We start from the raw sequence: 12,522 nt of genomic DNA on the forward strand, positions 1-12,522 counted from the left end.
CATGTTCTAACCAAACCAAATTTTTATGGCCTCAGGATTTTTTGCTTTATTGGATGATATTGCAGCGTTGATGGATGATGTTGCGGTGATGAGCAAAGTTGCCGGCAAGAAAACTGCCGGATTACTTGGTGATGATCTTGCTGTTAATGCAGAAAAAGCCAGCGGATTCATTTCTGATAGAGAATTGCCAGTATTATGGGCGATCACTAAAGGCTCCTTACTTAATAAACTCATTATTCTACCGGTCGCATTTTTACTGAGTGCTTTTGTTCCGGTGGCTATAAATATCATACTCCTTATTGGTGGATTGTACCTGGCTTATGAAGGTGCAGAGAAGATCCATGAATATTTGTTTCCTCATAAACATGCGAAATCCACACCTGTTCCAGAAGATCTCACCAAAGAACAGATGTTAGAACGAGAAGATGAGAAGGTTAAATCGGCTATTCTTACAGATTTTATACTTTCAGTAGAGATCGTAATTATTGCATTAGGAACGGTGAGCGGGGAGGAATTACCAACTCAAATTGGGGTAGTAAGTGTTATTGCATTTGTAGCTACCGTTGGTGTTTATGGAGTTGTTGCTCTTATCGTAAGGATGGACGAATTCGGCGCCAAACTTATCAATATGAATGAGCAAACGGATAGCTTTTCAGATAAAGTAGGTAAATTTTTAGTAAATGCATTGCCATGGGTGATCAAGGGTTTGGCCCTTATTGGTACGATAGCTTTGATGTTGGTTTCCGGAGGGATCTTCGTGCATAATCTTGAATTTATACATGACCTGGTACACTCTTTACCCACTATACTTGGGGAATTCCTGGTTGGATTGGTTGTAGGAGCAATTGTTTTACCTCTGGTTGGTTTAGGTAAGAAGTTATGGAAGTCGCTTTCCAGCAAATAAATTTTAAATTTAATTACATACATGGATAGAAATTTCTGGCTCGAACTTAAAGAACAACTGCTTGACTTTTTGATCGAAATTGGTCCAGAGATATTTTATTCTGTTATCACGCTCATCATTGGAATTTTTGCTATAAAAATTTTAATGAATTTGCTGAAAAGCACTTTACGAAGATCTAAAGTGGAACTTTCCCTGAAAACTTTCGTAGAGAGTCTGAGTGTCTTTGTGCTCTATGGCTTTTTGTTTTTTGTAATTGGTTCCATTCTAGGAATTAAGACGACCTCGTTTATTGCGATATTTGGAGCGGCTGGTATTGCCATTGGTCTCGCTTTACAAGGCAGTTTATCTAATTTTGCAGGTGGTGTGCTTATTCTGGTGTTTAAACCTTTTAAAGTTGGAGATCTTATTTATGTAAATGAGAACCTGGGTTTTGTTGAGCAGATAGATATTCTTTACACACGTATAAAAACGTTCGACGGAAGGATCATTACAATGCCCAACGGAAATGTATCTAACAGTGATATAGATAATCGTACGATGGAAAAGTATCGCCGGATAGATCTTAATCTGAAATTCGCTTTTGACGAAGACATTGATAATTTAAGAAAGATCATTATCGCAGGGATGAATAAGCATCAAAAATTAGCTACGCACTTACCTGTTGATGTCTGGCTAGATGAAATTGGAGAGTACGAAATGAAACTCAAGGCTAGATGTTGGGTTGAGTCTATTGAATTCTGGCCGGCATACTGGGAACAATTAGAGGCGGTTAAAAAGGAATTGGATCGTGAAGGGATCAAAATACCAATTCCACGCCACGAAATCTACAGAGGTGCTCAGGAAACCAATGAATTAGGTATAAGATCTTCTAATAATTGATTCGAACAAACATAATTGAGTGTAACTAGCTAGAATTAGTCAATCAATATTAAATCTACAATTGTATTTATCTGTGAAAAATAAAAAACCATGGCCTACTAAAGAAGCAATGGAACAGGTGTATGCCATGAACCTATGGGGGAAAGGTGAATCTGCGTTCTACTCAGGAAATGGTTCACATGATGAAGTTCTTGTGAAGCCATATCTTGAGGTAGTTAGAAACTTTCTAAAAGCACATCATAATAAATTTTCTGTATGTGATCTTGGTTGTGGTGATTTCAACATAGGAATGCAGCTGCTGGAATATGCAAAGCATTATCTTGCTGTAGATATCGTTCCAGCTTTGATCAACTACAATAAAACTCATTTTAAGTTTGATCATCTGGAGTTTCAATGCCTTAACATCGCGAAAGATGAACTTCCACCAGGAGATGTGGTAATTCTGAGACAGGTTTTGCAGCATTTATCCAATTCTGAAGTACTAAGTGTCCTGAATAAGATTGAAGCTTACAAATATCTCATATTGACGGAGCATCATCCCGAATCTATTTTTACTCCGAATAAGGATATTATATCTGGCCAGGGAATAAGATTGAAGAAGAATAGTGGCCTGGAAATTACTAAACCACCTTTCAATTTTAAATTTGACAATAAAAAGGAGCTTCTATCGATTCAAGATCCAGATGGGAAAGGTATAATTAAAACTACTCTTTATAGAATTCAGTAGAAAAAATACATAATCAATTTTTAAAGGTCTGAATAGAAAAATCAGGCTCATATTATTTCTTCACTCACAGGTATTTCAACGATCTAAAATAAGTTTTAGTTCACAAATTGGACTGCACTAATAAGCCTAATAAAGAATTAAGAAGTTTAGATAGAAGATGAAAGGGGCTACTCGTAAAATCTGGGTGGAATAGAGAACGAAAGGAATTGCGATTCCTGGAGTAAATGCAAGGTTTTGCTTCGGAAGGTAAGAATGAGCGAGTTGTAACTAGTTGTATAACTCGCTCGAAATTCTTTTATAGCTTTGTTTATCTGAAGATTTTCAGATTAGGATTCAAGTCCTGGAATAGGAGTGAACTTACCATTAGTGGATTTCCCAAGAATGATAACATCTTTGATATCGCGGTATTCTTCAATCGCTAATTTTAGTTGATCTACTGTGTCCCGGCGTACTTTAACTCCTCCTGTTTTTTTATTTTTGTTTCTAACTTCAATATAATAACCGTCTCTGAGATCTTTCGGTTTTGTAGAAGGTCTGCCCATAATTTTGATTATTCGAGATTAAATTAAATTTAGTGTTACGTATGTAAAACTAAGCAGTTATAAACTAGCAACTTGAGTGAATATATGAAATTCAGAACAATTATTTAGCGGCTTAAAGCACGAAAAAAGTTGAACGTCAAAAATTGTTGATAGAGATAACTACATTATACTATAATTAGGCAAAGGTAAGGAGTCTAAAAATTTATTTGGTGAAAATTGTAATATTTTTACTCAAATAATTCTAAATTCCATAATTTTTATTGTAGAATCTTATTAAATGTCGGGATTTGATTATGAGAATTCCGTTTTTATAAGCTTTGTGAAAGATGAACTAATTCATCTCATTCAAAGCGAGTAGGATTTCAGAAATGAGTAATTCCTTTTCAGAAAAACCTACAGTGGAGGATCCAATTACTATTAAACTTACAGGTAGATAGATAATTTCTATATTATATTCAGCAGGGATAAATTTCGGCTTTCATATCAGCAATATGATTCACTAAATATAGAAACAGCTCCATACATTGCTATTAAAATGCATGGAGCTGTCCATTATACAATTTTAAAATTAGCTTACCAATTCAAGTTTCTTTCCGGCGACTTTTTCGCTAAACTGATTACTGGTATTCTTTTCACCGCCAGCTTTCAAAGCTTTTTCTCCCGCAAAGAAACTTTTGTGATCATCACCTAGATCAGATCCTGCCATTCTCTGATGCTTAACGCAGGATACACCTTTTCTGATCTCCTGTCGCTGAACACCTTCTACATAGGCCAACATCCCTTCTTCGGAAAAATAACCTTTTGTGAGATCGTTCATATGTAAAGCAGTGGTGTGATAAGTTGGTAGGGTGATTAGGTGATGGAAAACCCCAGCTTCTTTGGCGGCATCCTTTTGAAATGTTCTGATCTTCTCATCTGCTCGATGGCATAGTTCAGATCCATCATATTCAGCAGCCATCAGGTTATTTCTATCGTATGCGGTCATATTCTCACCTTCAGCAAGCATTTCTTCATACACCTGGTTTCTGAAGTTCAATGTCCAGTTAAAAGAAGGCGAGTTATTATAAACCAGTTTGGCATTAGGAACAACCTCTTTTACACGGTTTACCATATGCGCGATCTGCTTTACATTTGGTGTAGGAGTCTCGATCCATAACAGATCTGCGCCGTTTTGAAGGCTGGTAATACAGTCTAAAACCACACGGTCTATATTTGAGCCTTCCTTAAATTTATACAACCCATTTGACAATCTAACTGGGCGAACCAGTTTCCCGTCTCTTTTAAGAAGAACATCGTCTTCTTTTGCTTCGCTAATATCAATGTTTTCAGCTTCCAAAAATGCAAGGTATTTTGAAGCCAGATCTCCTGGTTCATTACTTACCGGTAATTTCTGGGTTAGACCAGCACCTTCAGAATCTGTTCTGGCTACGATCACTCCGTCTTCCACCCCTAATTCAAGAAAAGCATATCTAACGGCGTTCAGCTTGGCGATAAAATCTTCATGAGGCACGGTTACTTTTCCATCCTGATGTCCGCATTGTTTTGCATCTGAAACCTGATTTTCTATCTGAATCGCACAGGCTCCAGCTTCGATCATTTCTTTAGCCAGAAGGTAAGTTGCTTCCTCATTTCCGAAGCCAGCATCAATGTCAGCAATAATTGGTACAATATGGGTTTCGAAATTATCGATCTGGTCCTTTACATCTTCACCTTTTTCAAGTCTTTTAAAAAGATCGTTGAGTTCTACAGCATCTGCCTGTCTAAGAAAAGTATATATTTCCTTGATCAAGGCAGGCACTGCGGTCTTTTCGTGCATAGATTGATCTGGCAGTGGACCAAATTCTGAACGTAAGGCAGCAACCATCCAGCCGGATAGATAGAGATATTTCCTATTAGTTGTTTTATGATGTTTTTTAACCGCGATCATATTTTGCTGAGCCACGAATCCATGCCAGCTACCAAGGGATTGGGTGTATTTGGAGGAGTCGGCATCATAAGCTGCCATATCCTTTCTAATAATGCCAGCGGTATATTTTGCAATATCCAGTCCTGTTCTAAAACGGTTCTGGCTCATCATTCTTGCGGCGTGTTCAGGTTTTACTGAGTTCCAGGTTTCCCCGTACTTTAGTTTCAGATTTTTGACCGTCTCCAGGGCAGATTGATAATTTGATTGCGATAAATTTTCCATAATTTTGTGTTTGATTATTAAGTTTTTTGAAAGTTTGATAATTAGGTCTCGCAATCTATGCCAGTAGTTGCGAGACATTTTTTATATATGTTTATATGCTGGGAGCGTTAAAAACTCTTGGAATCTTTCAGAAATAACGAGCGTATCAAAAAGTTTAAAAGCCAATTCGAATTTCGTGTTCTTAATATTGGATTCCCCATACTCGGTAATAATCTTCTCAATTTCATCTTCAAAGATTTCAATATAAAGTTCCATATTAAATTTCCTGCCGTCTTCGAGAACCACTTCATTTTTGAGCCATTGCCATAATTGTGTTCGTGAGATTTCAGCAGTAGCAGCGTCCTCCATCAGGTTGTATAGAGCGACCGCACCATATCCACGCAGCCAGGCTTCCAGGTACAGAATGCCTACATTGATATTTTTTCTAATCCCTTCTTCGGTAACCGTTCCATCAGGAATTTTGAGGAGATCCTGCTCTGTTATTTTTAAATCATCCCTGGTTACTGAGAGTTGATTAGCTTCAGGCATATGTTTATCGAACTCCTTGAGTGCTATTTCAACCAAAGCTGGATGAGCTACCCAGGTGCCGTCATGACCGTTCATAACTTCTCTTTCCTTGTCTTTTCGAACTTTTTCGATCGCTTGTTCATTGGCACGCGGGTTATTTTTAATTGGAATTTGGGCCGCCATTCCTCCAATTGCAAGAATTCCTCTTTTGTGACATTTCTGGATCACCAGTTTCGAGTAAGCATCCATAAACGGTGAGGTCATGGTGACCTGATCACGATTAGGAACGACGAAATCAGGGTGGTTTCTGAATTTTTTGATATAGGAGAATATGTAGTCCCAGCGACCGCAATTAAGTCCAACAATGTGTTCTTTTAGTTCATAGATGATCTCATCTAACTGGAAGCTCGCTGTGATCGTTTCAACAAGGACCGTTGCTTTAAATGTACCTGTGGGAACATTCAGGTATTCCTGTGCGAAAACAAAAACCTCATTCCACCAACGAGCTTCTTCGTAGTGTTCAAGTTTTGGCAAGTAAAAGTAAGGGGCTGTCCCATTTCCAAGCATCGTTTTGGTATTATGAAATACATACAGGCCAAAATCTACAAGGCTTCCAGATGCTTCCTCTTCAGTAATTAAAAGATGCTTTTCATTAAGGTGCAGTCCTCTAGGGCGCACGAGCAAGACTGCTGGGTCAGGATTCAAAGTATAGGATTTTCCACGTGCGGCGTCTTCCAGTGAGATAGTTCCTGCATTTGCATCTTTAAGGTTTTGCTGACCTTCGATCACATTTTCCCAGGTAGGAGAGGTGCTGTCTTCCAGGTCTGCCATAAAAGTTCTGGCGCCTGAGTTTAAAGCGTTAATAATCATTTTTCTGTCTACCGGTCCGGTGATCTCTACACGCCGGTCTTGAAGATCTCCTGGGATTTCACCGGCTTTCCAGTCTCCACTTCTTATTGAAGCTGTTTCAGCAGGGAATTCAGGTAGGTTACCGGAGTCAAAGTGTTGCTGCTGAGCTTCTCTTTTCTCGAGAAGAGCAAGTCTTTTATGGTTGAATTTTTCATGTAATGCGATTAGAAATTCTAGTGCTTCTTCGGAAAGTATTTGCGGATAGTAATTAGTAACCTCTTTACTGAAGTTTAATAGTAATGAATTTAGTGTGTTGTTTTCCATGGTGTTAGTGTTTTGCATGACAATATTATAATAAAGAATTCAATAAAACAAGCGAACGTTCGCTAAAAGTAATTATTCGCAGGATATGAGTATTCGCAGAATTGGTTATATTTGGTTTCATGGAGGAAGATTATATCAAGCTAATTTTTGGATTGAAGTTAAAACAGATAAGGACTGAGAAGAGTTTATCTCTATTTGGATTATCCAAACTTTCAGGGCTTTCCAAGTCCTATTTGAATGAGATTGAGAATGGAAAAAAATATCCTAAACCTGATAAAATCGCTTTACTTTCAGAAAAGTTAGAGGTTCCGTATGATCAAATGGTTTCCCTTAAGCTTGATAAGAACCTCGCGCCCATAGGAGAATTGCTTCAGTCAAAGATCCTCAAAGAAATTCCGCTTGAATTGTTCGGCATCAAGGAGAGCAACCTTATCGATATAGTTTCCAATGCTCCGGCAAAGGTGAATGCTTTCATTAGTACCATTATCGAGATAGCCAAGCACTATAACTTTAGCCGGGAAAGCTTTTTCCTGGCTTCCGTGCGCTCTTTTCAGGAAGCGAATAACAATTATTTTGATGATCTGGAACAGCAGGTTCTAAAATTCTCAAAAGCCTACCAGGTTGATCTTACCAAATCACCAGGTTCTAAAGTGCTTGAGGAGATTCTGGTAGAGGAGTATAACTATGTAATTAATGAAGAAGAGTTGGATAAATTTGAAGCTTTAGAGAATTTGCGCTCTGTTTTTGTTCCGAAAACCAATACACTTCTGCTGGCAAAGGGAATAGACGAAGATCAGCGCAGTTTTATATTTGCAAAGGAACTCGCGTATAATTACCTCGAAATTTCAGACCGGCTGCATTCTTTTCCGTGGATTAAATTTGAAAGATTTGATCAGGTATTAAATAATTTTTATGCCTCTTATTTTGCAGGAGCATTAGTGATCCCGAAGGATGAACTTACCATTCAGCTGGAAAATCTATTTCAGAAGGAAAGTTTTGATCATGTTCATTTTTTGAATATGATGCATAATTTCAATGCTTCTCCGGAAACATTCTACCAGAGACTCACCAATATACTTCCGAAGGAATTCAACATAAAGAACCTGTTTTTCCTAAGGATCACGCATAAAGCTGATAGCGGTAAGTTTTATTTGAACAAAGAGTTGCACCTAACCCACCATCATTCCCCTCGTGCGAATGAGACCAATGAGCATTACTGTAGGCGCTGGATGTCTTTAAAGGTGATCCAGGAAATAAGTAAGTCTAAGAATTCACACGAATTTGATGTGCAGATTTCTAACTATCCCAGTCATGAGAACAGGTATCTTATCTTTTCTTCAGCAACCAAAGATCCTTTTCGAGAGAATCAATTTAGAAGTATCAGCATTGGTTTGCTAATTAATAAACAACTCGAGCGAAAGCTGAAATTCCTTGAAGATCAAAATATCGTTAGAAAGAATGTTGGAGTAACCTGCGAGCGTTGCGCTATTGCCGACTGTAAAGTAAGAAAAGCACCTGCGATCGTTCTGGAAAAGCGAGAGAAGAACAGTAAAATTGAGTCTATTGTAGATGAATTAACGGCTAAGTTCCAGGCCTAAGAACTCTTTCTAGCTTTAAGTAAATTAAAAAATACATAGGTGAAGAACAGGAAGAATATCCAGTCGTTCACACCATATACCGCATAGAACATTCCGGCAAAAAGATCTTTTTCGAACACCTCTGTAATACTATTATTAAGATGCCAGTTGATCCATGTAAAGCCATAGATAAATTTCTCTATAGCAAAGACTGCGATTAGCCACTTCACTTTATGAAAATTATTGGCGACTGAAATATAAGCCAGACCCCATATCAGGATCATTAATAAGCCGAAATTTGACATGACCACCGGGTCAAATTCGGGAATAACCGGGTTGGTAAATAGTTTTGAAAATAAGAGCACGGACATATTCATTAAACCGGCGAGAATAAATCCTTTGCGAATGCTTGATGAGCTACTTTCCATGTTCTTCAAATTAAATACTTCTGAAATTTAGAAGGATCGTCATGTTTGACGAAATTTCAGAGGAAAGTTAAGTCTTTTCGGGTCATAAGAAATTATAACAGCAGACTTATTCAGATTAATACAAATGTTGGGCATTTGGAAGATAGAGATATATTCTAATTTCCAAAGCCAGATTTATTCTGAATGCTGTATCGTTGTAAAGGATATTTCCGAAGAAAAAAATAGAGAATTCCAGATCTGAGAGTGTTGTGCTTAGTCTGAAGAAACCGCTTTATAAAGTAAATTTCGGAAGCTTTCCGGATTAAAGGATCAGCTGTCTTCTGAGTTTGGTGCTTCTAATCTGTAAAACTTTTAAAATTCATGCGTTTGGCTAAGATCAGGTAATTCTTGAGAAGTCTGTTAATACGTGCTTTACCTTCAGGATTAGTGCTGTGAGAAGACCATTGCGGTGGTAGCAGTTGGTGATTATAGCAATAATCGATCAATACTTCGGCACAGTCCAAGCCATTGAATGAATTGCTTAAATCGTAATCAAAACAAATTGCATCTGGCAATCCATTTGTATGGATCCAGGTTTGAAATTCAATGATCTCTTTCAGCCATATAATATTGACATCACGGCCAATGGGACTGAATGCCAGCCAATCCATTTTTTTCTCCAGGGGATCTATTCGGTCATCCAACCATATTAGCGTTTTACGACCAATTTTTCTGCTTTTTTTAATAGGAACCGTGGATGATTTCTTTATAAAAGCTGGTCTATTCAAAGCAAAGAGATTCTGCAACCACATTGATAAGAAGTCTTTCAGGAACAAAAGATTCCGAAGAATATGACTCTGGTAAGCTTTCATTAAAAAATATCTCAAAGGTTGGTGAATTTAAAAACAGAGGAGGCTATAGTAAAATGAACCCGGGATCTCCTAAATCTTTTGAATTCGCACCACGAGAAAAATGAATAGCATGAAAATAGCTCCAATAAATAATACGGTGTACAGATTTTCTTCCCAAATGCGATAGTAGAATTCCTGATGTAGATAAATTGACCTGCATAGAACTGTAGCGATCACTAGACACAAACTCTTGTAAAATTTACTTTTCATATTATTGATCTTTAAAAAACCAGATAGCCCGCGCATTAATATTGCTGAAAATTAACTTCTTCTCTAAACCCTACGAGAAGAAAATGACGAAGACTATCTGGATCAACTAGGTTTGTTGAATTAATTAATCTAAAAACTTTTCAATCCCATCCTTCAAAAAGCAGAAGGCTGAAAATTTTATATTCCGCACCTCCTTCAGGTGCTTTTCAATTTTTTTTCGTAAAACGATATGAGCATTAATAAAAGCATGATCACACTGTATATCATCACATTCATTCATCTCATCCAGCCTGGGAAGAAATTTCTGACAGGTTTTCAAAATGCGGTGATTTACCTCTCTTAGATCCTGGAATTGATCGAAGAGATATTCAGCGTCAATACGATTTACCTTTGTTCTTTTAATAAGTGAAGAATTAAAAATATCCAAGTAAAATTCAATCTCCTGAGCCACAAAATCCAGTTCTAGTTTCCATTGTCTAACCTCATTTTGAAGCCTGATCGTTTCTATCTCCTCTTCACTGTGGTGTTCCTGAATGTTGCTTATCATAGTTCATATTCATTAATCCTGATTCTATTTGTTTTACTTCCTGGATATGTATGTGACTTTCTCCAAGTGGAAAGGTCCAGGTAATGTTGTCTCCCTTTGCATATCCAAAAAGCGCAAGTCCCATGGGAGCCAGAACAGAGATCCTGTTCTTACGCAAATCACCTTTATCTGGAGTCACGATCTGGTAAGTTCTTTCTACTGAGTAGGCAGTTTTAATACTTACAAACGAATTCAATCGAATCACATCTGCAGGCATCTTAGCATTGCTTACCACATTTGCACTTTTGAGCTCCTCATTCAATTTATGGAGCGATGCTTTGTACGAGGTATCTTTGTAGTATTTGGCCAGCGACATGATTTGTTTTAGAAAATCATATTCCTTTTTCTCAATTATTAATTCTCCGTATTTCATTTCTTACTTATTTATTTGCAGACCTATTAAGGAAAAATCCCTCTTTGTTTGTAGGCCGTTTCCACTCTGGAAATAGCCAGGATAAATGCCGCTGTTCTCCAGTCCACCTCACGCTTCTTTACTTCATTATGGATCTTATGAAAGTTTTCGGTTAATTTCTTCTGGATCTTGGCCATCACCTCATCCAGCTGCCATAACTCTCCGTTTCTATTCTGAAGCCATTCAAAATAACTTCCAATTACACCACCAGAGTTGCAGAAAATATCAGGAATGATCTTCACTCCATTTTGAAGCAGAATTTGTTCACCCTCTTTATCTGTAGGTCCGTTGGCTCCTTCAGCAACGATCGAAGCTTTGATTTTAAAGGCATTTTCAGCAGTGATCTGGTTCCCAAGAGCTGCAGGAATAACGATGTCGCAATCCAGTCCGAAAAATTCATCAGCATCAATTTCCGTAGCGCCATCGAATCCTTTTATAGATCCTTTTCTTGGTTCACAATGCTGAGCCAAAGCTTCAGTATCTATCCCATTTTCGCTGTATACTGTCGCGTGAGCATCCTGAACAGCTATTAGCTTTGCGCCATCCTGAGATAAAAAGTGGGAGGCCCAGTAGCCTACATTTCCAAATCCCTGTACGATGAATCTTTTATCTTTAAGATCCTGCTGTTCGGTTTCCAGCAATAACTTAATGGACAGATACACCCCAAACCCGGTTGCACGATCACGACCTTCCAGACCTCCTGCGCCTACAGGTTTTCCGGTCACCACATGCTGATTATGTGAACGTTCTGAGGATGAAATGGTAGACATATAGGTGTCTACGATCCACGCCATGGTCTGCGGATTGGTATTTACATCTGGTGCCGGGATGTCATGTTCCGGTCCAATGTTCTCGCCCAGAGAATAGGTGAATCTACGGGTAATACGTTCCAGCTCAGAATCTGAATAATTTCGAGGATCTATTTGAATACCTCCTTTTGCACCACCAAATGGTAGTCCGGCGAGGGAAGTTTTCCAGGTCATCCACATGGCAAGTGCCTTGGCAGCGTCAATATCTACTGTATCGTGGTATCGAAGTCCGCCTTTATAAGGTCCTAATGCATTATTATGTTGAACACGGTATCCGGTGAAGACCTCCACTTTGCCATTGTCCATTTTAACTGGAAAATGAACAATGATCTCATTATTGGTAATACCCAGGATCTTTCTAATGTTTGGGTTCAAATCTATCATATCTGCCGTATTATTGAACTGGTTCATTACGGTCTCGTACATAGATTGCTTAATCACTTTTTTAGTGTTTATCATTTTGTATTATTGAAAGTGTTCACAATGAAATTTTCTGTCCTCTTTCCAGGTACAGGTTCTGCGATTGTCGCAGTTAAAGCATAAGCCTTTGAGCATTTCCTGGGTGATACCTTCAGGATGCTCCCTATTTGGAATAGTGGCTGTAGCTATTTCCTTAATCAAATTCATTCGGTCATAGATTTAATTTTTTCTGATTACAGAAAGTCAAAACCTGTGCCTGTGCTAGGAACA

13 protein-coding genes are annotated in these 12,522 nt (G+C 38.1%); 4 read left to right on the forward strand and 9 right to left on the reverse strand.

All coding sequences use genetic code 11. The annotated features are described in order from the left end of the window. Nucleotides 1–25 precede the first annotated feature (25 nt). From ACSHZO_RS01235 to ACSHZO_RS01245, 3 genes are all read left to right on the forward strand, one after another. A complete protein-coding gene (locus tag ACSHZO_RS01235) occupies nucleotides 26–904 on the forward strand; it encodes a DUF808 domain-containing protein (RefSeq protein WP_298246302.1) in 879 nt (292 codons plus the stop codon). Between the two features lie 21 nt (nucleotides 905–925). Beyond that, nucleotides 926–1,783 carry a mechanosensitive ion channel family protein gene (locus tag ACSHZO_RS01240; RefSeq protein ID WP_298246303.1) on the forward strand — a complete coding sequence of 286 codons (858 nt, stop codon included), beginning with the start codon at nucleotides 926–928 and terminating at the stop codon, nucleotides 1,781–1,783. A gap of 73 nt (nucleotides 1,784–1,856) precedes the next feature. After that, nucleotides 1,857–2,510, forward strand: coding sequence for a class I SAM-dependent methyltransferase (locus ACSHZO_RS01245; RefSeq protein ID WP_298246304.1), 654 nt, complete (start codon nucleotides 1,857–1,859; stop codon nucleotides 2,508–2,510). Between the two features lie 326 nt (nucleotides 2,511–2,836). Here the strand turns inward: ACSHZO_RS01245 and ACSHZO_RS01250 are convergent, their stop codons facing one another. The 3 genes from ACSHZO_RS01250 to aceB form a co-directional block, all read right to left on the reverse strand. Beyond that, nucleotides 2,837–3,052, reverse strand: a complete 216-nt coding sequence (locus tag ACSHZO_RS01250) for a hypothetical protein (RefSeq protein WP_141876995.1) — start codon at nucleotides 3,050–3,052, stop codon at nucleotides 2,837–2,839. Between the two features lie 568 nt (nucleotides 3,053–3,620). Next, nucleotides 3,621–5,240 (reverse strand): isocitrate lyase, encoded by a 1,620-nt coding sequence (locus ACSHZO_RS01255; protein ID WP_298246305.1) that lies wholly within the window; start codon nucleotides 5,238–5,240, stop codon nucleotides 3,621–3,623. 81 nt (nucleotides 5,241–5,321) lie between these two features. After that, nucleotides 5,322–6,920 carry a malate synthase A gene (aceB, locus tag ACSHZO_RS01260; protein ID WP_298246306.1) on the reverse strand — a complete coding sequence of 533 codons (1,599 nt, stop codon included), beginning with the start codon at nucleotides 6,918–6,920 and terminating at the stop codon, nucleotides 5,322–5,324. Nucleotides 6,921–7,039: 119 nt separating this feature from the next. Here aceB and ACSHZO_RS01265 point away from each other — a divergent pair, with 119 nt between their 5' ends. Then, nucleotides 7,040–8,518, forward strand: a complete 1,479-nt coding sequence (locus ACSHZO_RS01265; protein ID WP_298246307.1) for a helix-turn-helix domain-containing protein — start codon at nucleotides 7,040–7,042, stop codon at nucleotides 8,516–8,518. On the opposite strand, the gene ACSHZO_RS01270 is transcribed toward ACSHZO_RS01265, so the two are convergent. From ACSHZO_RS01270 to ACSHZO_RS01295, 6 genes are all read right to left on the reverse strand, one after another. Continuing rightward, nucleotides 8,515–8,925, reverse strand: a complete 411-nt coding sequence (locus ACSHZO_RS01270; RefSeq protein ID WP_295179114.1) for a hypothetical protein — start codon at nucleotides 8,923–8,925, stop codon at nucleotides 8,515–8,517. The two genes, ACSHZO_RS01265 and ACSHZO_RS01270, sit on opposite strands and share 4 nt — an antisense overlap. Nucleotides 8,926–9,260: 335 nt before the next feature. Beyond that, a complete protein-coding gene (locus ACSHZO_RS01275; protein ID WP_298246308.1) occupies nucleotides 9,261–9,791 on the reverse strand; it encodes a cyclic-phosphate processing receiver domain-containing protein in 531 nt (176 codons plus the stop codon). Nucleotides 9,792–10,149: 358 nt separating this feature from the next. Beyond that, complete coding sequence (locus ACSHZO_RS01280) at nucleotides 10,150–10,572, reverse strand: hypothetical protein (protein ID WP_298246309.1); 423 nt, start codon at nucleotides 10,570–10,572, stop codon at nucleotides 10,150–10,152. Continuing rightward, a complete protein-coding gene (locus ACSHZO_RS01285) occupies nucleotides 10,541–10,984 on the reverse strand; it encodes a GreA/GreB family elongation factor (RefSeq protein ID WP_298246310.1) in 444 nt (147 codons plus the stop codon). The genes ACSHZO_RS01280 and ACSHZO_RS01285 overlap by 32 nt, the downstream gene beginning before the upstream one ends. 26 nt (nucleotides 10,985–11,010) lie before the next feature. Continuing rightward, the gene (locus tag ACSHZO_RS01290; RefSeq protein ID WP_298246311.1) at nucleotides 11,011–12,291 is read right to left on the reverse strand and encodes a Glu/Leu/Phe/Val family dehydrogenase; all 1,281 of its coding nucleotides are present in this window, start codon (nucleotides 12,289–12,291) and stop codon (nucleotides 11,011–11,013) included. A 6-nt stretch (nucleotides 12,292–12,297) separates the two neighbouring features. Further along, entirely contained in the window at nucleotides 12,298–12,459 is a 162-nt protein-coding gene (locus tag ACSHZO_RS01295; protein ID WP_295179103.1) for a hypothetical protein, read from the reverse strand. Nucleotides 12,460–12,522 lie beyond the last annotated feature (63 nt).

This window comes from Christiangramia sp. 3-2217-3z (genome assembly GCF_051195275.1).
Taxonomy (GTDB): Bacteria; Bacteroidota; Bacteroidia; order Flavobacteriales; family Flavobacteriaceae; genus Christiangramia; species Christiangramia marina.